This is a genomic window from Paenibacillus pseudetheri (assembly GCF_924513355.1).
Lineage (GTDB): Bacteria > Bacillota > Bacilli > Paenibacillales > Paenibacillaceae > Paenibacillus_AQ > Paenibacillus_AQ pseudetheri.
Genome location: NZ_CAKMAB010000013.1, coordinates 102,609 through 125,260, shown reverse-complemented (window position 1 = coordinate 125,260; position 22,652 = coordinate 102,609). Strand labels below are relative to the sequence as shown.

The 22,652-nt window shown below is 43.7% G+C and carries 21 protein-coding genes; 20 read left to right on the top strand and 1 reads right to left on the bottom strand.

The annotated features are described in order from the left end of the window. The first annotated feature begins 25 nt into the window (after positions 1 to 25). From opp4A to L1028_RS14205, 17 genes are all read left to right on the top strand, one after another. On the top strand, positions 26 to 1,756 hold the full coding sequence (gene opp4A / locus L1028_RS14285) for an oligopeptide ABC transporter substrate-binding protein (RefSeq protein WP_234534884.1): 1,731 nt from the start codon (positions 26 to 28) through the stop codon (positions 1,754 to 1,756). Between the two features lie 74 nt (positions 1,757 to 1,830). Next, complete coding sequence (locus L1028_RS14280; RefSeq protein ID WP_234534882.1) at positions 1,831 to 2,775, top strand: D-alanyl-D-alanine carboxypeptidase family protein; 945 nt, start codon at positions 1,831 to 1,833, stop codon at positions 2,773 to 2,775. Between the two features lie 315 nt (positions 2,776 to 3,090). Then, positions 3,091 to 4,131, top strand: a complete 1,041-nt coding sequence (locus tag L1028_RS14275) for an LCP family protein (protein ID WP_234534880.1) — start codon at positions 3,091 to 3,093, stop codon at positions 4,129 to 4,131. A gap of 193 nt (positions 4,132 to 4,324) precedes the next feature. Beyond that, the gene (locus L1028_RS14270) at positions 4,325 to 4,750 is read left to right on the top strand and encodes a CBS domain-containing protein (RefSeq protein ID WP_042193039.1); all 426 of its coding nucleotides are present in this window, start codon (positions 4,325 to 4,327) and stop codon (positions 4,748 to 4,750) included. A gap of 212 nt (positions 4,751 to 4,962) precedes the next feature. Continuing rightward, positions 4,963 to 5,265 (top strand): MazG-like family protein, encoded by a 303-nt coding sequence (locus L1028_RS14265; RefSeq protein ID WP_170880353.1) that lies wholly within the window; start codon positions 4,963 to 4,965, stop codon positions 5,263 to 5,265. Positions 5,266 to 5,271: 6 nt separating this feature from the next. After that, positions 5,272 to 6,189, top strand: coding sequence for a DUF2232 domain-containing protein (locus L1028_RS14260; protein WP_234534879.1), 918 nt, complete (start codon positions 5,272 to 5,274; stop codon positions 6,187 to 6,189). Positions 6,190 to 6,200: 11 nt separating this feature from the next. After that, positions 6,201 to 8,207, top strand: coding sequence for a DHH family phosphoesterase (locus tag L1028_RS14255; protein WP_234534877.1), 2,007 nt, complete (start codon positions 6,201 to 6,203; stop codon positions 8,205 to 8,207). Beyond that, positions 8,204 to 8,650, top strand: a complete 447-nt coding sequence (gene rplI, locus L1028_RS14250) for a 50S ribosomal protein L9 (protein WP_042193036.1) — start codon at positions 8,204 to 8,206, stop codon at positions 8,648 to 8,650. The genes L1028_RS14255 and rplI overlap by 4 nt, the downstream gene beginning before the upstream one ends. Before the next feature lies 1 nt (position 8,651). Beyond that, positions 8,652 to 10,019: a replicative DNA helicase gene (gene dnaB, locus L1028_RS14245; protein ID WP_042131710.1), complete on the top strand. Its 1,368-nt coding sequence runs from the start codon at positions 8,652 to 8,654 to the stop codon at positions 10,017 to 10,019. 209 nt (positions 10,020 to 10,228) lie between these two features. After that, positions 10,229 to 11,515, top strand: a complete 1,287-nt coding sequence (locus tag L1028_RS14240; RefSeq protein ID WP_042193035.1) for an adenylosuccinate synthase — start codon at positions 10,229 to 10,231, stop codon at positions 11,513 to 11,515. A gap of 150 nt (positions 11,516 to 11,665) precedes the next feature. Further along, the gene (locus tag L1028_RS14235) at positions 11,666 to 12,316 is read left to right on the top strand and encodes a hypothetical protein (RefSeq protein WP_234534874.1); all 651 of its coding nucleotides are present in this window, start codon (positions 11,666 to 11,668) and stop codon (positions 12,314 to 12,316) included. A 309-nt stretch (positions 12,317 to 12,625) separates the two neighbouring features. Further along, positions 12,626 to 14,170 (top strand): M23 family metallopeptidase, encoded by a 1,545-nt coding sequence (locus L1028_RS14230; protein ID WP_234534872.1) that lies wholly within the window; start codon positions 12,626 to 12,628, stop codon positions 14,168 to 14,170. Between the two features lie 189 nt (positions 14,171 to 14,359). Continuing rightward, a complete protein-coding gene (yycF, locus tag L1028_RS14225; RefSeq protein WP_234534870.1) occupies positions 14,360 to 15,091 on the top strand; it encodes a response regulator YycF in 732 nt (243 codons plus the stop codon). Further along, positions 15,091 to 16,920: a cell wall metabolism sensor histidine kinase WalK gene (gene walK, locus L1028_RS14220; RefSeq protein WP_234534868.1), complete on the top strand. Its 1,830-nt coding sequence runs from the start codon at positions 15,091 to 15,093 to the stop codon at positions 16,918 to 16,920. The genes yycF and walK overlap by 1 nt, the downstream gene beginning before the upstream one ends. Beyond that, positions 16,917 to 18,209: a YycH family regulatory protein gene (locus tag L1028_RS14215; RefSeq protein WP_234534866.1), complete on the top strand. Its 1,293-nt coding sequence runs from the start codon at positions 16,917 to 16,919 to the stop codon at positions 18,207 to 18,209. Before walK ends, L1028_RS14215 begins: the two co-directional genes overlap by 4 nt. A gap of 38 nt (positions 18,210 to 18,247) precedes the next feature. Further along, the gene (gene yycI / locus L1028_RS14210) at positions 18,248 to 18,988 is read left to right on the top strand and encodes a two-component system regulatory protein YycI (RefSeq protein ID WP_234534864.1); all 741 of its coding nucleotides are present in this window, start codon (positions 18,248 to 18,250) and stop codon (positions 18,986 to 18,988) included. A gap of 14 nt (positions 18,989 to 19,002) precedes the next feature. Continuing rightward, positions 19,003 to 19,812, top strand: coding sequence for an MBL fold metallo-hydrolase (locus L1028_RS14205; RefSeq protein WP_234534863.1), 810 nt, complete (start codon positions 19,003 to 19,005; stop codon positions 19,810 to 19,812). Here L1028_RS14205 and L1028_RS14200 read toward each other — a convergent pair. Beyond that, on the bottom strand, positions 19,778 to 19,987 hold the full coding sequence (locus L1028_RS14200) for a hypothetical protein (RefSeq protein WP_042193027.1): 210 nt from the start codon (positions 19,985 to 19,987) through the stop codon (positions 19,778 to 19,780). The genes L1028_RS14205 and L1028_RS14200 overlap by 35 nt on opposite strands. 374 nt (positions 19,988 to 20,361) lie before the next feature. Here L1028_RS14200 and L1028_RS14195 point away from each other — a divergent pair, with 374 nt between their 5' ends. The 3 genes from L1028_RS14195 to L1028_RS14185 all read left to right on the top strand — a co-directional run bounded on the left by L1028_RS14195 (position 20,362) and on the right by L1028_RS14185 (position 22,550). Then, a complete protein-coding gene (locus tag L1028_RS14195) occupies positions 20,362 to 21,606 on the top strand; it encodes a S1C family serine protease (RefSeq protein ID WP_234534861.1) in 1,245 nt (414 codons plus the stop codon). 419 nt (positions 21,607 to 22,025) lie between these two features. Further along, positions 22,026 to 22,226: a cold-shock protein gene (locus L1028_RS14190; protein WP_019914582.1), complete on the top strand. Its 201-nt coding sequence runs from the start codon at positions 22,026 to 22,028 to the stop codon at positions 22,224 to 22,226. 93 nt (positions 22,227 to 22,319) lie between these two features. Then, positions 22,320 to 22,550 (top strand): cold-shock protein, encoded by a 231-nt coding sequence (locus L1028_RS14185; RefSeq protein WP_234534859.1) that lies wholly within the window; start codon positions 22,320 to 22,322, stop codon positions 22,548 to 22,550. Positions 22,551 to 22,652: the final 102 nt, after the last annotated feature.

The following is a 22,652-nucleotide window of genomic DNA, read 5'->3' as shown; positions in this document are numbered from 1 at the left end:
TTCAACTAGAGAAGGGAAGAAACACATGAATAATAAGAAAATATGCAGGTTGTTGTTAACGCTGCTCGTGATGGCAACTCTATTGTCAGCATGTAGTAGAGCAACTTCTAGCAGTAATCCATTATCTTCGCGCCATAATTTAGTAGACGATAAGCCACAAGCTGGTGGAGTAGTTACCTACGGATTCTCCTCACCATTTACGGGTTTGTTTGAGCCTGCTTTTTATGAAGGTGAAGATGATTTTCATGTGCTGGAGTTTATTACTGAGCCGATGTTTCAGGTAAATGATGAACTAGTGACGGTTCCTAATATCGCCTCTTGGCAGGAATCTGATGATCATAAAGTATTTACCTTTAAAATTAAACCGGGAATCCGTTGGCATAACGGTGATGAATTAACGGTAGAGGATTGGAAATTCGCAATTGAAACTATTGCTAGTCCAGATTACACGGGCTCGCATTATTATAGTGTTGAAATGATTCAGGGTGCAGAAGCCTATCATGAGGGTGAAGCGAAGGGGATATCCGGATTAAAGGTTATAGATCCTTATACTTTGAAAATAACTGTAACTGCTGCACGGGTAAATACAATCGATAGTCTGTGGCCCTATCCGATGAATAAAAAATACTATACTGGAATTGCTGTTAAAGATATGCCTGAAAGTGACCAGATGCGAAAATCTCCTATAGGTATTGGCCCTTTTGAGGTTGAACATATTCAGCCTGGCCAGAGGGTAGAAATGAAACGTTTTGATCAATACTACAAGGGCAAAGCGCTATTGGATGGGATAGTGTATAAGGCATTTGACGATAAGGAAGTGACCGAACGCTTTCAAACAGGAGAAATTGATATAGAGTCAGCCCCTCGGGATGCTTATGATGATCTAAAAAAACTGGAGAATATAAACATCCTGCAAACTGCTGAGCTAGGCTATGAATATATAGGTTTTAAATTCGGGCATTGGGATACGAAAACCGAGACAATCGTAATGGATAACCCTAAATTTGAAGACAAAAGATTACGGCAAGCTATGTATTATGCTTTAGATCGTGAAGGGATCATCAAAGCATATTCCCACGGTCTAGCTGAGCCTGTAGAGACTCCAATATCTAGTACTAGCTGGGCGAAGATCCCTGATACTGAGATTAATGCTTATCTGTATAATCCTACAAAGGCCAAGGAACTGCTGGATGTTGCTGGGTTCTTGGATCTAGACGGTGACGGATTACGGGAAGACCCAAAGGGCCAGAAGCTGATGATCCATTTTGATTCTATGCTAGGCAGTCAAACAGCAGAGCTACGTACTAATGCCATCTTAAGAAATTGGCGTGATGTTGGACTCGATGTACAGCTAAACGGTGGAGCTTTAAAAGAATTCCATACTTTCTACGACGCAGTGGAAGCCGATGATCCGTCTATCGAACTATTTTACGGAGTATGGGGGCTAGCGAGTGATCCTGATCCAACAGGTCTATGGAGAGAAAATGATCTATGGAACTATCCACGTTGGTCTTCAGAGCGGAATGAAGAGCTGATTCGTGAAGGCGTAAGTATGAAGGCATACGATATGGATTATCGTAAAGAAATATATTATGAGTGGCAGAAGCTGGTTAATGAAGAGGTACCTATGATCTTTTTTGCCGAACGAAAAGCCATTGTTCCAGTAAATAAGCGCCTACAGGGCGTTCGTGTCAATTCTATAAGTACAATTATAGACCCTTACAAATGGTGGATTAAGGAAGAGGACGAAAAATAAAATAATAATTTTTTGTGAAAAATGAAATCAAATTGTAGTTTCATTCGTCATATATAGTATGGAGGATGACGACGATGAAGAGACGGATAGTAGTGGGGGCAATCGCAGCTGTATTAGTCGTTGTCTTGCTTGCGGTATGGAGGCCAACAGGGCTTGGTTTTAAACCGAATATTGACGCGGAATCAGCGGTGCTTCTAGATATGGATACCGGAGATATATGGGTGGACATTAATGGTGATGTACCCATGCCACCGGCCAGTGTGTCTAAGTTAATGACAGAAATGATTGTGCTGGATCAAATCTCCTCTGGAATGATTAGATGGGAGGATAGAGTCCCAATTAGTGCCTATGCAAGTAAAATGGGAGGCACAAGTCTCTCATTGAAGCGGGGGGAATTCTATACTATAAGAGAATTATTCGAAGGAGTCACTATATATTCTGCCAACGATGCTACTGTTGCATTGGCTGAGTATATGGCTGGTTCAGAAGCCTCTTTTGTGCTCATGATGAACGACAAGGCACGTAGTCTAGGCTTATCTTCTCGCACAATATTTACTAATGCAACGGGACTATCAGGTAAGGATCTTGGTTTCACTGATCCGAATATGCATATTAGCGGTGAGACTATGATGACAGCTCGTGATACCGCTAAATTGGCTGCTGCACTAATCTATCATCATCCGGATATTCTCAATATTTCTAGCCGTACACAAATGCATTTGAAGAATAAGGGGCTATATGTAAGTAATAGCAATTTTATGTTGCCAGCTATGGGTGGCATTTACGCTTATGAGGGTACAGATGGTTTAAAGACAGGACACGATAACCGGGCAGGATACTGCATTGCAGGCTCGGCTCAGCGGGATGGGCATAGGCTTATTGCAGTCGTTATGGGGGCAAAGACTTATGAGAGCCGATTTGAAGGGGCAGCAAAATTATTTGATTACGGATTTTTTCGTGGTTTACAATCCGGAGATCGGGTTAAACATATGATGAATCCGCTCAGAATTAGGAACTAAAGTCGGAGCGCCATACCAGTATTTATTACTTGGTTTGGTGCTTTTTCCCTATTCATGTCGTTATTTGTGGTTTCTTTTTATCCATTTAGTGATTACAATAGAAATATTGTTTTAGCCCACATTATTTTAGAACTGCAAAAAACTTTTTTTCTATAATTTTGAATGACCTGAATTTCCTGAAAGGGGGGACAATAAGATAATGGAATAAGGGACAGTTGATCGCCGTGAGAAATAAAGTCATGACTGCCTGATAAAGATTCAGGAAGCATTATATATATGGCAAGCAATTATTCTACAATAAAGAAGGAATCAAAAATGAAGGAATCAAAGATGAAAAAAATAAAGAAAAGATATATCGCCCTCATTGTTCTTGTTGTTATTATAGCGGGAGGCTTTCTGTTTCGTAATTCCCTGGCTGTCTTAGCCTTCGACCTCTTTTTGTCTGATCGGGTTGAAACTAAGCTAAAGGAAGAATCTTACCAGCCGCTTAAGGATGATAATAAGGTTAAGCCAGAACCGGTTGTGTACAAGAGCGATCCGTTCTCAATTATGCTCTTAGGTACCGATCAACGTGATAATGAAACAGCACGTTCAGATACCATGATGTACGCTGTTGTTCGCCCTGAGGACTATAAGATCCTGCTTATTTCTATTCCGCGTGATACGTATACGGAAATTATAGGTCATAAGGATAATAAAAAGGATAAGATTACACATGCCTATGCTTTTGGGGGGCAGCAGATGGCCAAGGATTCCCTAGAGGCGCTGCTCGGTCATGATATTCAATACTATGCGACAATAAATTTCAAAGGACTCAAGGATGCTGTAGATGCTATTGGAGGCGTTCCGCTGCCGATTAAGAAAGACATTGTGAACAAAGGTAAGGATCATGAAAAGTTTACAATTGAAGCTGGAAAGTCGCTTTATAACGGACAAGAAGCACTGAACTATACGCGTTATCGTGAGGATAGTGACTTTAACCGTACCAAACGTCAACAGGTTTTTATTGATGTTGTAGCGAATAAAATGTTATCGATTAGTCAAATTGGCAACATTCCGAAGTTGTTGGATATTATGGGAGATAATTTCAAAACCGATATAGAGCCTTCGATGATCATTAGTCTAGCCAAAAAATTCATGGGCGGAAAAGGCATGGATATCTCAAGCTTCACAGTTATGGGTGAAGGTAAACGTATGGATGGTGTTTACTATGATATCATTGATGAAGAGGATTTGAGTGAAGCTAAGGCGATGATCGACAATTGGATGAGTGCAGCAACACCTGTAGATCAACTAATTGAGCCTGGAAAAGCAAGTAATGCACTGGAGCCTAAATCAACAGCAGTTACGCAATAATTCTAAAGTGGAATTCAAACGCATATAATTAATTGCAGCAGCCATTCACATTCTTATGGCTGCTGCTTACTGTCTTCATGCTATAATGTATTGGAACTATTATTAAGCTGCCACGTATTAATAATTTTGCATGGCAGTGAAAGGAAGTTAAAGAACCGTAATTCCTTCGGAACTCTTTGAGGAGGATCAAGAGATGAATATTGCATTTTTTTTACTTCCGAAACAGGAAGTCGCTTGCGTAACGATCGATTCAACGCTACGTCAAACGTTGGAGAGGATGGAGTATCACCGTTATACTGCTGTCCCTATTCTGAACCGAAATGGAGAATATGCTGGTACGGTTACAGAGGGTGATCTGCTCTGGTATATGAAGGAATCCGAGGGCAAGGTTACTTTCGAGAACGCTTCAAAATTCTTGCTTAAAGATTTGCCGTTGAGGATGAATAACAGACCTGTCTCGATTGATGCGGATATGGAAGATCTGATTAATTTGGCTAAGGTACAGAACTTTGTTCCTGTAGTCGATGATATGAACCGTTTTATTGGCATCGTTCGCCGGAGTCAAGTCATAGAATATTGCGAGAAATTTGTATCAAAACAATCACAAGAGTCATTATAGCCCAATTTATTCGCGGGAATAGAAGCATCGGAACAAGGCCTGTATTTCCGGCGATAACGGAAAGCAGGTCTTTTTTTAAAATGTAAGAAGTACTAGTTCATCCCTGGATGAAGCATACTTAAGGTGCGCGGGGCGCCCTTGTGTGACACAGAATTTTTTATGCTATAATGGAGAATAAAGCTTTTTGCCGGAGGTAGAGAGACGTGTCCAATGTGCCGAAGGATCTGGATGTCGCTAAACGCGCCAAGGTAATTGAATGGTTAAAAACAGAAGTGATTGACCAAGTTTCACGGTTATTTAAAGCGTTATGGGAAGGCAGTACTACCCGTGTGGGCGACAGCCTGGCTAGTTTGATTATGAGCTCTTATATTTTGGGCCGCAGACTAGGGATTCCCTATCGTCAATTAGATGACTTGCTACTCGAGAAGCTCAGAAAGCATAAGCAGGAAGGGCATCAACTGGAAGAATGGTATCAAGATATATCTGCTTTAGAAGAACATATGCGTAAGAGGTGAATACTGTTGAAATTTCGCTGGTCATCTGTGGCTTGGAGCGTAATATACTTACTTTTGCTGCTTAGTTTAACGACTCCACTGCTCATCATCACTACCCTATTTATGATTGTTCCGGCAGTAGTGTTATTCACTACGCTGAACACCAAACAATTCGTTCTACACGTATTGCCGGTGTTGCTGATTGTTGGTCTGATTACACCTATTTATGTGCTTATCGCGGCGTATTTCTTAATACCTGCTCTGGTTATGGGACGTTGGTATAAAAGACATGCTTCAGCAGTATCTACCGTGATTGCAGGTACGGTTACGATTCTTGGAGAATTCCTGGTACTCTTATTACTCGGTACGGCGTTATTTAACTTTGATTTGTCTAACTATGTGAACGATGTGCTGCAGATGGTTAACTCGCCTCTGTCTGATCTTGGTACTGCTAATCCACTGTTTACTGATCTTGGATTTACGACTGAGGATGTAAACAAGCTAAGTCATATGACGGTTCAAATGATCCCAATGACACTAATCGTAAGCTCTTTTATGATAGCTGTCATTACGCATTCTATTGTTCGTCCGATTCTGAACAGTATGAATTATGCAGTGCCTAAGATGAAGCCTGCTCGTGAATGGAGACTTTCGAGATCGTTTATTTGGTATTATTTGATTGGTGTGGTTCTTCAGCTCTTCTTCTCAGGATCAGAGAATAATTACATCCTCATGATTTCTGCCAATCTACTGCCGTTGCTACGAATTGGCTTTATGATTCAGGCGATTGGATTTTTCTTCTTCCTGGCGCATGAACGCAAATGGAACAAGATGGTTGCCATTCTGCTAGCAATACCGGTCATTTTGCTGCCGCCGCTACGCATTATCGGTATTATTGATCTTGCTTTCCCACTGCGGGAGTATGTGACGAAATCGAAACGATAGGGTGAGAGTTCATGCCTAAATTTCTGCAAAGACGCTGGCACGGCTATCATACCGTATGGGCGTTCATGCTGCTGTTGGCCCTTATTATAATTGTTAGTATTTATAACTGGGCTCTTGGGGTCGTTAGCCTGTTTCTGGCAGGTACATTATGCTTCTATATGCTGAAGATGGAGATTTCGTTCCGCCGTAATCTGGTGGAATATATTAATGGATTAACTTTTCGTATTAAGCGAGTGGAGGGAGAAGCAGTGAGTATGCTGCCCCTCGGAATCATTCTGTTTAGCGAAGATCGAACAGTAGAATGGAATAACCGCTACGCTGGTGATGTTTTTGCGCGCAAGTCTTTAGTTGGGGAGCCGCTACTGGAATTGCTGCCGGATATGCAGTCTTTTTTTACGACGAATGTATCGGGAAAACGGGATGTTCACAAAGAAGGCGTATTGCATGACACTCGCCTTGAGATCACTGTGGATGAACGATTTTATCAAGCCGTCATTATTCCAAGTGAACGTATTCTTTACATGTATGATATCACTGAGCTTGTGGTGCTACGTGAACGTTATGAGGATGAGAAGCTGGCGATTGGCATAGTGATGATGGATAATCTAGATGAATCTGCTCAAGGAATGGATGATCAACAGCGTACTTCTCTGATCGCTAAGGTGGCGAGTGAGATCACTGAATGGAGTAAACAGTTTGATGTTTACCTGCGTCGTCTGTCGTCTGAGCGTTATCTAATGCTACTTAATCATCGTAGTCTGCAAGCACTGGAAGAAAGTCGATTCGTTATTCTCGATGAGATTAGGGAAATGACGGCCGACCTTAAAGTGCCAATGACACTGAGTATTGGTATGGCATTTGGCGCGGACTCTGCAAGCGAGCTAGGTGCTTTAGCACAATCCAGTTTGGACATGGCGCTCGGCAGAGGTGGTGATCAGGCTGCTGTAAAAGCAGGTCAGAGGTTGTCTTTCTACGGTGGAAAGAGTAATGCTGCGGAGAAGCGTACACGAGTGCGGGCACGAGTCATTGCGCATGCGCTGCGTGATTTGATGCAGGAAAGCGACCGTGTGCTGATCCTCGGCCACCGGACACCAGATATCGATGCTGTTGGTGCTGCGATTGGCCTTCTGAGAGCGGCACAGATGTATAATGTAGAGGCTAGCATTGTGATGGAGACTCCTAATCCTTCCATAACAAACATGATGGAGCAGATTCGGAAAGATGATGAATTATTTAAGTCATTCATCACAACGGAGCAGTCTTTACAAGTGATGACGGAGCATACGTTGCTTATTGTTGTGGACACCCATAAGGCGTCTATGACAATGGAACCGCGGCTTGTGCAATATGCGAGTAGAATTGTGGTGGTGGATCATCACCGTAGAGGTGAAGAGTTCATCAACGATGCTGTACTTGTCTATTTAGAGCCTTATGCTTCATCAACCTGTGAGCTGGTGACAGAGTTGCTTCAATATATCCATGAGAAGGTAAAGATTAGTCCATTGGATGCTACAATGCTCTTAGCGGGAATTACTGTAGATACGAAGCACTTTGCACTGCATACAGGCTCACGTACATTTGAAGCTGCAGGGTTTCTGCGCCGAAATGGTGCGGATACCGTTCTTATTCAGCGTATGCTGAAGGAGGATTTACAGGAGTATATTTCAAAAGCCGAAATTATCAAACATGCGCGTATGATTTATGATCAAATCGCATTGGTCGTTACGGCACCAGGTATGAAGATTCCACAGCTACTTATCGCTCAGACTGCGGATACATTACTTGGGATGACGAACGTAGTCGCTTCATTTGTCATTAGCGAGCGACCAGACGGCCTGATAAGCATTAGTGCTCGATCACTTGGGCGTATGAATGTCCAGGTCGTGATGGAAAAAATGGGTGGCGGTGGGCATCTATCGAACGCCGCGGTACAGCTAGAAGGAACATGTAAAGAAGCAGAAGCCAGACTGCTGCAGGTGCTGGCTGAAATCGAATCGAAAGAGGGTTTATTCGAATGAAGGTCATTTTCATAAAAGATGTTAAGGGTCAAGGTAAAAAAGGTCAGGTTAAAGAGGTATCCGAAGGTTATGCTTCGAACTTCCTATTACCACGTGGATTAGTTCGTCCGGCAACGGAAGGCAATGTGAAGACGCTTGAGAATCAAGCAGCTGCTGAACAACGCCGTAAAGATAACGAAAAAGAAGAAGCTCAGCAACTGGGCAAGAAGATAGATGAGCTTACCCTTACTATGAAAGCAAAAGCAGGTGAAGGCGGCCGTCTATTCGGCGCAATCACGAGCAAACAAATTGCTGAAACGCTAGCTTCCACTCAAAGTATTTCTATCGATAAGCGCAAGATTGAGCTAGGAGAGCCGATTCGTCATTTGGGAGTGTTTCAAGTAAGTATAAAACTACACACTGAAGTAAAGGCTACCCTTAAGGTTCAGGTAACGGAGGAGTAACATGGGTGGAGATCTCTTTTTCGATCGGGTCCCCCCGCAGAATCTTGAGGCGGAGCAAGCGGTAATTGGTGCTGTTCTGTTGCAGGATGAAGCGCTCATTACTGCAATGGAACGGGTGAATACCGAAGACTTCTACGATAAAGCGCATCAAATGATTTTTGAGGCGATGGTGCAGCTCGGAGAAGAGAGCCAGCCGATTGATCTTGTTACGCTTACTTCTAGACTGCAGGACAAGGGAGAGCTCGAAGATATTGGTGGTGTTAGCTACCTAGCTAAGCTGGCGCATGCTGTGCCTACTGCGGCTAACGTAGAATACTACGCGCAGATTATTGAAGAAAAGGCTATGTTACGGCGTTTGATTCGTACAGCGACGCAAATCGTAAGCGAGGGTTACACCGGCGGCGAAGATGTAGCCGATATGCTGAGTGATGCAGAACGGCGAATTCTTGAAATCTCTAACCGGCGCAGCGGCAGTGGATTTATCGCAATCCGCGATGTTTTGATGGAAGTATTTGATAAGGTTGAACTCCTTCATCAGAATAAAGATAAGGGCGGCATGTCAGGTATTCCAACGGGATTTGTGGATTTAGACCATATGACTAATGGATTCCAGCGCAATGATTTGATCATTGTTGCAGCCCGTCCTTCTGTAGGTAAGACAGCATTCGCGCTAAATATTGCTCAGAATGTGGCCGTGCGTGCCAAAGAGACGGTTGCCATATTTAGTCTGGAAATGTCTGCGCCGCAGCTAGTACAGCGGATGATTTGTGCCGAAGCTAATCTGGATGCGAATACTATGCGTACCGGTGACTTCAAGAGTGATGATGATTGGTCGAAGCTGACTATGGGCATTCAGTCCCTATCGGAGGCGGAGATTTATATCGATGATACAGCAGGGATTACTGTAACGGATATTCGTGCGAAATGCCGGAGGCTCAAGAAGGAAAAGGGCCTGGGGATGATCGTCATTGACTACTTGCAGCTCATTCAGGGCCGCGGTAAAGGCGGGGAAAACCGTCAACAGGAAGTATCGGATATATCCCGTACACTGAAGCAGATCGCTCGTGAATTGGACGTGCCGGTTATCGCCCTGTCGCAGCTTAGCCGGGGTGTGGAGCAGCGTCAGGATAAACGTCCGATGATGAGTGACTTGCGTGAATCCGGTTCTATCGAGCAGGATGCCGACATTGTTGCGTTCCTGTATCGTGACGACTATTACAATCAGGACACTGAGAAAAAAAATATTATTGAAATTATTATAGCTAAACAGCGTAATGGTCCTGTAGGGACAGTAGAGCTTGTCTTTCTCAAAAATTTCAACAAGTTCGTTAACTACGAGCGAGCACATGCAGAACCATTTGCTGGATAACCTGTCATGTATGATATCCGAACGATTGCACATTTCTTTGTGTAATCGTTCGTTTTATTTGACTTTGAAAAAAACGGCTGTTACACTGAGTATTGTCCTTTAGTGGGTAAATCCGCTTGGAGTCCGGAGGGCTACGTACATAAGAATGACGTACAGGGCCCATATTATGAAAAATAATGGTGCTGGCTAGCACCTACGGAGGAATGAACATGTCAACGGTAGTCGTCGTGGGAACACAATGGGGAGACGAAGGTAAAGGGAAAATCACTGACTTTTTAGCGGAAAGTGCAGATGTGGTTGCCCGTTATCAAGGGGGCAATAATGCCGGTCACACGATTCTGATTGACGGTGAGAAGTTTAAGCTCAGCTTAATCCCTTCTGGTGTATTTTATAAAGAAAAGACTTGTGTAATTGGTAACGGGATGGTTATTAATCCAGCTGCCTTGATCCAAGAAATTAATTATATTCACGAGAACGGCTTTGACACTAAAAACTTAGTGATCAGCGACCGGGCTCATGTTATTATGCCTTATCACATGGTACTGGATGCTCTGGAAGAAGACCGCAAGGGTCCGAACAAGATTGGTACAACACGTAAAGGTATCGGTCCATGTTACATGGATAAGGCTGCACGTAACGGTATCCGTATTGCTGACCTGATGGACGCTGAGGAATTCGAATTGAGACTTCGTCACTTGATGGAAGAGAAGAACCAAGTGATTACTCAAGTATATGGCGCGGAAGCTCTTGATGTTGAAGAGATTCTGACTCAGTACCTGGAATATGCGGAAGTGCTACGTAATTATGTGACAGATACGTCGGTCATTCTTAATGAAGCTATTGATGCAGACCGCAAAGTATTGTTTGAAGGCGCACAAGGGGTAATGCTTGATATCGATCAAGGTACGTATCCGTTTGTTACTTCTTCTAACCCTTCTGCAGGTGGCGTATGCATAGGTTCTGGTGTTGGACCTTCTAAGATTAAACAGGTTATTGGGGTTGCTAAAGCCTACACTACTCGTGTTGGAGATGGCCCGTTCCCTACAGAACTGAATGATGCAACGGGTGATTATATCCGTGAAACAGGTCATGAATATGGAACAGTTACAGGACGTGCTCGCCGTGTAGGTTGGTTCGACAGTGTTGTTGTAAGTCACGCTCGTCGTGTAAGTGGAATCACAGGCTTGTCTCTTAACTCGCTGGATGTGCTGAGTGGACTTGAGACTGTGAAGATCTGCACAGGTTACAAATACCGTGGTGAAGTAATCACGCATTACCCAGCTAGTCTTAAGATGCTGGCAGAGTGTGAAGCGGTATATGAGGAGCTTCCAGGTTGGAGCGAAGATATTACTTCTGCAAAAACATTGGACGATCTGCCAGCAAATACACGCAGATATGTTGAACGTGTATCTGAGCTTACAGGGATTCCGATCGCCATCTTCTCAGTAGGCCGTAACCGTGAGCAGACAAATCAAGTAATGCCAATTTATATCTAAATAAATTTAGTCATTTATAAGGGACCTCGCGAGAGGTCTCTTTTTTATGCGTATGTTTCCCGAAGCCGGTTCTAGTCAATACTGGGGGTATAGAAAAACATGGAAAAAATATACCAGATAGACTTGAACATAGGTGAGAGGAGAGAAGAAATGAAGATCGTAAAGCGTGCACTGGGAGTATGTCTAATTGTAGTACTCGCAAGTACACTTTCAATTCTAACTACGGGCGTGGTTGTAAATGCTTATATTCAGTCGGTGCTGGCGAGCTTCGATATTAAAGTGGATAGTCCAGGCCCAGGTTTAGGTGGGATGGTCAAGAGTATTATTGGCATGGATAGCCAATCGGACTCCAATAAAGCGAATAAAGAAGCGACGACAACAGGCAGCACTGTAAACAAGGATAAAGATAACAGTAAGGATACACCTGAAAAAGTGGAGCCGGTGGAGGAAAAAGCACCCGAGGACGCTTTACCGGTTATGGGCCAAGCCTCAAATGAGTCTTCTTCTAACGAAAGCCAGAGTGGGAGTTCAGAGGACCAGAAATTAGTAATGACACCTGAGGCAATAGGTGACTTGAAAGATAATCTTCCTTCGGCGGAGAAGGTAAATATATTCAATATCTTGATGTCCAAACTACCGCAGGATGAGATGCAAAAAATTTCCACAGCTATGGAGGATGGATTAACGGAGGATGAGGTTAAGGAGCTGCAACAAGTCATTGCCAAATATGTTGATCCTGATGAATACGAGAGTATAATGAAAATGCTTACACCAACTACAGGAACTCTACAGCAACCATAGTAATTGTCAATTTCTAGACACAAGAAAAAGGCTAAATTTTCATATTTGCGCAAAAAACCCGCGTATTTAGTGGGTTTTTTTATATGTACAAAGTTGAAATTTTCCGCTCAGCTATGGTACATTAGACAAGGATGTTAAAAGGGTTAATTTTTTGTAACCAATTGTAACCTTTTTGAGGGTCCATTAGAAGCAGGAAATTAGAACTAGGATAAGTGGAAATATTCATGGTCGTAATCTATATACTCGAGATCGTATAACTAGCTTGGCCGCTCGTCTCGGATGACAGAGCGGACTGAAAGGGAGAGTTTCATGAAGGGATTTAAGTTCATGCGCCGGATGGGGAAACTGCAGGATAGCGACACAGCAGAATCCGGAGCAAGTGTTCAGCAGAGCCACAATTTCGATCACGACTCCACACACTTTCATCAAGAAAAAGGAACTCGTAGATTCCAGCGCTCTTGGATTTTGGGAGCTGTTGGTCTAGTGCTTCTAACCACTGTGTTGATTGGTGCAGAGAAAAAGTATGTAGCAGCCAATACTGAAACCTACTATCAAGTGTTGGTGAAGGGTAAGGAGATCGGGAAGCTCAACGATCAGGCACAGCTTAACCAGTTGTATGATAAGAAGCAACAGGAATATCAGGATAAGTATCCGGATTCAACGATGGTGCTTCAGACAGAAAGCATTACAATTAAACAGGAAAAAGCATACAAGCCGGAAGTTGATAGTGAAGCAACGCTTAATAAATTAGATGGTATGCTGAAGGCCTATGCTGTAGGTGTGCAATTAATGGTAGATGGCAAAGCCGTTGGCATTGTAAAGGATCAAGAGACCGCAAATGCGGTACTCGAAGGGGTAAAGAATCATTATGTTCCGCAAACTAAAGTAGCAACAGCTAGTAAGCTCACAAGAACGGCTGCCTCAAGTTCAAGTGCTGCGAAATCGAAAGCTGCCAAACAAGTGGAGTCAGTTAAGATTAGTGAAGAGGTCTCTATTGTTCCTGTGAAGACAGATCCTAACAAAGTGTTGGATGTACAGGAAGCGGTCAAAACTCTTATCGAGGGTAAGGAAGCGCCACTTCTTTATACTGTTCAAGAGGGAGATACGATTTCGGGGATTGCCAAACGGTTTGAAATTACACAAAAAGAGATCTATAGTAACAACCCGGATGTGAAAGAGCTAACGTTGAAGATTGGAGATCCACTGAAGCTGAAGGTCCCACAGCCAGATGTTACAGTTGTTACTGTAGAGCAAGTGTCCGAGCAGGTGGTTACTGAGCCTGAAGTGATCGTGCGGAAAAGCGATCAGTTACCAGCAGGCAAAAGTAAGGTCGTTCGTCCAGGACAAACGGGCCTTAAAGAAATGCAGTATCGGTTAACAAAGAAAAACGGAATGGTCGTACAAGAAGAGTGGTTGGGTCAGACCGTTATTAATTCTTCTCTTCCTGAAGTGGTATATCGAGGCACGAAGGTAGTTGGTGAAGGAACAGGCATGTTCAGTTGGCCAGTAAGCGGAGCAACCCTTACTAGTAGCTTCGGTGAGCGCTGGAGCCGTGCCCATAAGGGTCTAGATATGGTATCTGGCAACCGGACCATTAAAGCCTCTGATGCGGGAACTGTAATTTATGCAGGTGTGAAGAGTGGGTATGGAAATGTGGTTATCGTGGATCACCGTAACGGATATGAAACCTATTACGGCCACTTAAACAGCATCTCGATTTCTACGGGACAGCGTTTGGAGCAAGGCGCTAAAATTGGCGTAATGGGCAATACTGGACGCTCGACGGGAACACATCTACATTTTGAGATTCGGAAGAATGGCACTGCAGTAAATCCAATGAAGTATTTGCGATAATTCATACGTTAACCTCAACTGCTCGATTAAACTCGAGCGGTTTTATTTTTTTTGATATAGGAATGACGATATAGCTGTTTCTTTTTGCTGGGGAAGCCGATTCCTTATTTCGTAGGATGTGACGGTAAGACAGGTATGTTAAAATAAAGGAATGATCTTTAAGTAGGGATAGGAAGGTGAAGCTGAGACATGCAGATGGGAACAATTCTGGTAGTAGACGATGAACAGCCTATTGCTGATATATTGAAGTTTAATCTAGAAAAAGAAGGCTACGAGGTTATTTGTGCTTTTGATGGTAACAGTGCAGTAGAATTGGCATTGTCCAAAAAGCCTGATCTTATGCTGCTTGATCTTATGCTGCCTGGTAAGGACGGGATGGATGTTTGTCGTGAGGTTCGTTCTGCACATTTGGACATTCCTATCATTATGCTTACTGCCAAAGACGGAGAGATTGATAAGGTGCTTGGTCTAGAGCTTGGTGCGGATGACTATGTGACCAAACCTTTTAGCACACGTGAGCTACTTGCCAGAGTGAAGGCCCAAATGCGGAGACAGCATAAACCGTTACCGCCGGGAATGGCGAATGAACCTGCAGAGACCAGACAGGGTATTTACCATTTCGATCTATTTATTGATACAGATATGTATCTGGTATATAAGGGTGGGGAGCCGCTTGATTTGACCCATCGTGAATATGAGCTGCTCTACTATATGATTAAACATGCGGGTAAGGTGATGACCCGGGAGCATTTACTGCAGGCCGTGTGGGGATTCGAGTATTTCGGCGATGTGCGGACCGTAGACGTGACGATCCGTCGTCTAAGAGAGAAAATTGAGGAGAATCCCAGCAAGCCGGAATATATTTATACTCGGCGCGGACTTGGCTATTTGATGCATAGCCCTAAAAGCGGAGGACTGTGATGAAGTGGTGGTCCTTTTTCCGGACAATTCAGGCCAAGCTTATTATTATTTATGTGCTGCTGATTCTGATAGCTATGCAGTTAATTGGAGTCTATTTTGTCAGCTCGATGAAGAACTCGTTAACGGATAACTTCACGAAGGATCTTAAAGCACGTGCAGAGATGCTGTCCATCCTGACTGCTGATAAATTTGGTAGTGAGGCTGGTACCGTTGACGAGGAAACGGCTGTAGAAAGTCTGCGTGGTATGGTTAATAACCTTTACATTAACGGGGCTGAGATTCAAGTGCTTGATGCCAGCGGCAAAATCATTACCACCTCCGTGCCCTCGCAGAATGATTATGTCGGACAGCGCAACACTCAGACCGTAGTCAATCGCGCCTTGCAGGGGATCAGCGATAATGAAGAATATATTATTGCTGATGATAATGTGCGAAAAAAGGTTGTGGCCAAGCCGGTACTTTCCGGTGACAAGGTAGTAGGTGCAATCTATATTGCTGCTGACATGAAAGATTTATATGCGACCATGGGCAGGATCAACAGTGTATTTATCTCTGGTTTGCTGTTAGCCTTGGGACTGACAGTTGTCCTATGTGTTATTCTTGCACACACCATTACGCAGCCGATTAAAGAAATGACTAGGCATGCAACAGCTGTTGCTGAGGGTCGGTTCAATCGAAAAATGCCCGTACTCGGCAACGATGAAATTGGACAACTCAGTCAGGCATTCAATTATATGACCGGCAGATTGCGTGAGGCGCTCTCTCAGAATGAGGAAGAGAAAGAGAAGCTCACCTCTATTCTGACGAATATGAGCGATGGTGTGGTAGCCACGGATGAGAATGGTGTAGTCATTCTTATGAACCTTCGGGCAGCACTTATGCTGGGAACAGAAGGTCCGTTGCCGGAAGGTGCCCCACTGGATAAATTGCTAGGCCTTGATTATGAGCAGAGTGGTTCCCTGGCTAAAGGAAATGCCCAGTCTGCAATGCTTCATCTGACACATATGGGTGGAGAAGATTCTAATATCGTAAGAGTTACGTTTACTCCGATTCATCGCCGTGAAGGTGGGATTGCCGGTACGATTGCTGTACTGCAGGATGTAACTGAGCAAGAAAACCTGGAGGAATCACGCCGAGAGTTCGTCGCGAACGTTTCGCATGAGCTAAGAACACCACTTACAACGATTAAAAGCTATGTGGAAGCACTCGATGATGGAGCGCTTGAGGATCCGCAGTTAGCGGTTCGTTTTGTTGGGGTTATTCGTAACGAAACCGAGCGTATGATTCGTCTTGTTACGGATCTACTGCATCTGTCGCGTCTGGATTCCAAGGAGGCACTTCTCAGAATTCAGCAGACGGATATTACAGAGATGCTGGAGGATGTAGCAGACCGTTTTTCTTTTCAGATTCGGCAGAAGCGTATCGATATTAGTACAAGGGTCCGTAGGGATGTCAGCACAGCATGGCTGGATCGGGATCAAATCGATCAAGTGCTAGGGAATTTAGTTTCGAATGCGCTAAAATATACGCCGGAAGGCGGTACGATTGAATTGGAAGCCTTGAAGAATGAGGATGGAATGCTCTCCATTTCTGTACGTGATTCCGGGATTGGTATTCCGAAGAAAGACATCGAGCGGATCTTTGAACGTTTTTATCGGGTGGATAAGGCACGTTCACGGAATATGGGAGGCACCGGACTTGGCCTTTCCATTGCCCGGGAAATTGTGAAAGCCCATGGAGGCTCTATTTCCCTGCAATCCGAGCTTAATGAAGGCTCTAAGGTAACCTTTACGCTACCTCTGAATGAGCAAAGGGGGAGTGAGGCATGAAGGAGAGATTGAAGTCATGGATTCTAGCCTTGCTCGTGCTGGGAAGCCTTGTTGAGAGTTACTATTTGATTTATCGCTTGCCTGGTGCAGACTCGGCGGTACTCTCCGAGAATCTATATGTGAAGACAGACAATATGGGACCTCAGGAAAAGGTCGAGAACCTGCTGTACCCTGATAAAATGATCATCCATATGGGCGATAACAAGCATACGCTTTTTTATCCAGACTCAACGTTCTATAGCTTGATTATGAACCGGTTAAAAGGGCGTGGATTTGAAAGCTTCCAGCGGCACTCGGTACAGGATTATGATTGGGATAAGATTCGTGGTGAGAATCCGGGGATTGAGCTTTCGTTCGGATCCGGCATTCCGGTAACGTTACTGCAGCGGGTTATGCAGCTGTCACCTGATTCCCTATTTGAAGGAGAAAGCATCGATCGCATTTGGATCTATAACATTAAGAATGACTCCAAAGCGCATGCCATTTTCTTCAGTACGAGAGGCGACATTATATATGAAGCGGCAAAAGCGGATTTAACGGTGCAAGACGTGCAGCAGCATGTGGATTTCGGCAAGAACTGGACGCCTTACAAGTCAGTAGACGGTGATTATTATGTGCCAGACAGCAAGATTTCTCTGGTTCAGGTTGAGATGCCTTCAGGCATGTATACCATAGAACAAATGCAGAACAATCTTTTCTTCGATGTTGGAAGCACTAGATATATTCGCGAGAAAAATGGCTCGGAGATTTATACGGATAGCAAACGGAGTCTTCAGGTCGATAAGGAACGGAATTGGATGAGCTATAGCGATCCAGCCGCACTTCCAGCAGGAGACAGTACACCTGCCAAGGATGCGCTTGAAGCTGTAAAATTTGTGAACGAACATGGTGGATGGAACGGAACCTATCGTCTTGAAGCCACCGAGGAGGGGAGACAGGAGAGAAAGGTCTCTTTTCAACAATATTATGGCTCCTATCCATATGGCTCCTATCCGATCATGAGTGATTCGCAGCTGCAGTATGGTGTAATTAATCTGGAATTGCAGCAAGGCACCGTATCCTCGTATGAACGCTCGTTAATCTATATTGATGAGAGTAAAGCAGAGAAAAAAATTGTAGAGCTATCTGGAGGCGTGGAGCTAGAGAATCAATTGTCTGCGGTCAGCAAAACTTCGGCAGTGAAGGATTTAACGCCTGCGTATGTACCTGTAGTGAAAGAAGAGAAGCTGCAACTACTTCCAGTCTGGAAGGTTACGCTTATTGACGGTAGCGTTCTTACATTAAATTAATGTACTAGTCGTTCATATAACATTTAGGAGGTAAGGGTATGGATTGGGGAAGAGCCAAAAATGTACTAATTTGCGCCTTTTTAGGTCTAAATCTGCTGCTATGTTATCAGCTGTGGATTGATTTGCGCGATCAGGTTAGTGCTAATCTTGATTTTACTTCCCTGTCTGCTGAGACCCAAGCCGAAATGGAGCAGAAAGGGATTCGTGTATTGTGTCCCATTCCGGCTTCTACCCCGCAGCTTCCTAACATTACTTATCGATATTCTGCTGAAGAGCAGAATGAACCACCCATTAAATTAGATGTTCCTATAGACAGCAAGCTGATCTATTCTTCCTTCACCGACCTTAGCAAGGCGCTTGAGAGTCAAATACCGGATATCGCAAATTATCGCTTTGATTCTAAAGAAAGTGAAGTAGGGAAGTTCGTCCTTCACCCGTTGGTTCAAAATCAGTGGTCATTGTTCCGTGTTAAGTTAGAGCTAATTAACAGTGATCAAAAAATTGTAGCGTACCGCTGGCCGAAGATTGAAATAGGGACAAGCAGCAGCGATAAAGAACAGAAGGTACTGCCAGCGTCACAAGCACTTAGTAGTTTGATAGAGAAGTATTTCCCGGCAGATTCCGTAGTTAAGGAGATTGAGTTGGGGTATTACGGTGAGCTATTCAACTCCGAAAGTCAGGTAGCGTCGCCGATGTGGCGGTTTATGCTGGAGAACGGCAATGCCTATTATGTGGATGCTATAAGTGCGGACATCATCAGTCCGAAGACAACAGATTAGAAGGAGTAAGGAAAATGGGGATTTCATTTACAGTACTGTCCAGTGGTTCTACCGGAAATGTAACGGTGGTACGGAACGGGGAGACAGCACTTATGATTGACGCGGGACTAAGTGCCAAGCGGATCGATGAGCTGTTGGCCATGCGCGAGCTAACGGGTAATGATATTGACGGGATTCTAGTCACACACGAGCATTCCGATCACATTAAAGGACTCGGGGCAATGGCCCGTAAATACGATCTTCCGATTTATGCGAACACCAATACCTGGGGAGCCATTGAAAAAGGCATTGGAAAAATACCCGACTATAACCGAATCATTATGGAGTCGGGACAGCATAGGGATTTTGGTAGTCTGCGTGTAGAATCGTTTGCAATTTCTCATGATGCGGCGGAGCCGGTGGGTTACAATTTTTATGATGGAAAAGAAAAGCTGTGTGTAGCTACAGACCTGGGGTATGTTAGCGATAAGGTAAGAGATGCGATTTCAGAGGCGGACGTATTGGTGCTGGAGGCGAATCATGATATTGAAATGCTGAGGATGGGACGTTATCCGTGGAATACGAAACGACGCATACTTGGCGACATGGGTCACCTCTCTAATGAAGCAGCCGGAGCAGCACTAAGTGAAATTCTCACAGGACGGACTAAACGTACCTATTTAGCGCATTTAAGTCGGGATCATAATATGATGGATTTGGCTAAAATGTCGGTACGTTGCGCAATGGAGGATCGGGGCTGTTTCTTTAAAGATAGTGAGTTTAAGCTTTGCGATACGTATTATGATCAACCTACGCCATGGGATAAGTTGAGCCAGTTGTCATAAGCTGATCAAGCTCGGCAGTCTTTCGTTCTAATTCCTGGCGGGAGATCAGGCCTTTATCGATCATCAATTCGATCATTGCACTGAAGGCAAGGGTCATATGGTAGTGTTCATCCTTTAAATCACCAAGCTTACCGATAAACTCCACCAGATCCATACTTGTGGAAAAAGAATTCATAATTATACCTCCTTATGTAGTAAAAGCAGAACTGAAGTAGTAAAAAATTCGCAGGCTTTTTACCTCAGGAAAATCACGAATTAAGGGCTGCCTGTGATACAATTATAGACGTGATAAGCAAACTCTAAATTTATGGAACCTTTCTATTAGTGTAGTCTTTTAAGTTACAAAATATTCCTAGTAGAGAAGATATATTGAAAGATTCTAAAATTCTTTCGATTAACTGAAACTATTGTGTGGTTAATGGATAAAGTGAAACTTTTTAGTGATTGTTGGAGTCTAAAGGATGCAGAGGTATATGCTTGGAACGTGATTGCTAGAGGTTCAGGTTATAGATACTGTGAACGGTTGGCAATAGAAAGGGGAGATTTTCGGTGGGATTGTTTGATGACGATTTCTATTCAACTAAAGTATCACGGTCCAGAGGGGATGAAGCATCAAAGGGATCATTTGCTAACCGCAAGCATTCTGTGCGAAGATCGCGCAAGGGCTTATCCACTTGGCAAATATCCGCCTTCTGCTCCTTAATCAGTGCTGTGGTGGCAGTGTTTTTATTCAGTGTGCTTACTGGACAAATGAGTCACGAAACTGCCCCGAAGTCGGTAGTAACATCTGGGGAGGTTACCCCAAGCAGTGATCCGTTTGACCGTATCATTCAAGCCGCTGCTACGGTTCGTCCTGCAGTAGTAAGTATTATCAATCATAAAGAAGATAATAAAGAATTGAACATTCTGGATGAGTCAGCGTTAGGCTCTGGAGTGATTTATAAAAAGGTAGATAATAAAGCATTTATTATTACTAATAACCATGTCATCGAAGACTCTAGCAATCTTGAAGTCGTAACAGTGGATGGCGAGACCCGTAAAGCTACACTTGTTGGAACGGATAAAGTGAGTGACATCGCGGTGCTTTCTATTGACGCCAAGGGTATCAATACAATCGCAAAGCTCGGGGATTCCTCGAAGCTTCGTCTAGGTGAAACGGTCATTGCCATCGGTAACCCGTTAGGACTTGGTGACACATTGACTTCAGGTATTGTCAGCTATACTGAACGGAAGGTTCCCGTATCCTTGAATCAGGACGGCGTATATGATTGGGAGCAAGAGGTCATTCAGACCGATGCGGCAATTAATGAAGGTAATAGCGGCGGGGCGCTTGTGGATCTGGATGGTAAAGTCATCGGTATTAACACGATGAAAATCTCCGATGCAGGTGTAGAAGGGCTGGGTTTTGCTATTCCAGCTAACCATGTGATAGATACCGCTAATGAACTGGCTGAGAAAGGGCGTATTGCTCGTTCCTACTTAGGCGTATATTCGGTAGATTTAAACAATCCCTACGTTCCTCTTGCAGAGGACCAACGCAAGGAACTGAACCTACCGAACAATGTTAAGGATGGGGTTGTGGTTCTGGATGCTGTTGGACCTGCACAGGAAGCGGGAATACAGTTCAATGATGTAATTACGAAATTTAATGATGAACCTATTACATCCACGCTCTCCCTTCGCAAGTATTTATATGATCAGACGAAGATTGGTGAGGATCTAAAGATTACCTATTATCGAAATGGGAAAGTGAATCAGACCACAGTTAAACTTCTTGAAAAACCAGAGGAATAATATGCTGGAAGTCAGCATATAATGATATAGCAGTAATGACAAGTAGAGCGGACTACCCCTTCAGTTGTGAAGGTAGACCTTCCTGAAATAGCGATACTCTGTATCGCTAGCGGGGAGCGGTTTCTTCTAAAGTTTTGATAAATATGGAAATTATAAGCTGATTTAATGAATTTTGGGCTGACTGGCAACCCTTACATTGGAAGGTAATACTTATTAGGGTAGAACCGGATAAATACGGATGCTAGCTTGCCTTTGCTAATCAGGTGTGGTAATATGATATCAATCATACATTTAGTCCCTAATTTTCGCATTGAAAAGGGCTGTTATATTTGGTAATACAACCTTTTTCAATGTGTGAATTTTTTCTTTGTTTGAAGATAAAAAGAACATATTAATTTAAATTTGTGGAGGTAACACACATGCAAACAGGTACAGTTAAATGGTTCAACGCTGAAAAAGGATTCGGATTTATCGAAGTTGAAGGCGGAAGCGACGTATTCGTTCACTTCAGCGCAATCACTGGCGACGGCTTCAAAACTTTGGACGAAGGCCAACGCGTTGAATTCAACGTTGTTCAAGGCAACCGTGGACCACAAGCCGAAAACGTTGTAAAACTGTAATAATAGAAGAAACCGTCCCAGCTTGATGAAAGTTGGGACGGTCTTTTTATATCTAGTTAATCACTATTGACTTACAGGATGGGAGGAACGGCAATGAACTACCGGAAGAAACCTTTGGAAGAAATACCGGAAGAAAATACCGCGATTTGGGCGTGTACCAATGATGGATGCAACGGATGGATGAGGGATAATTTCGCATTTGAACATGCGCCTTCTTGCCGTCTATGTGACTCTCCAATGGTTCGCAGCACGAAGATGCTGCCACTATTGCTTAATTCGAATGGCGATCTCAAATCGCTGAAGAAGGGTATTTCCATTACCTAACCAATGCCTTTATGAGTCAAGCTTGTTATAGAGCAGTGAACAACTTCAAGACGGTCAAACCGTCTTATTTTTTTTGCTTTTTTTAAGATAAATTGTGATTTT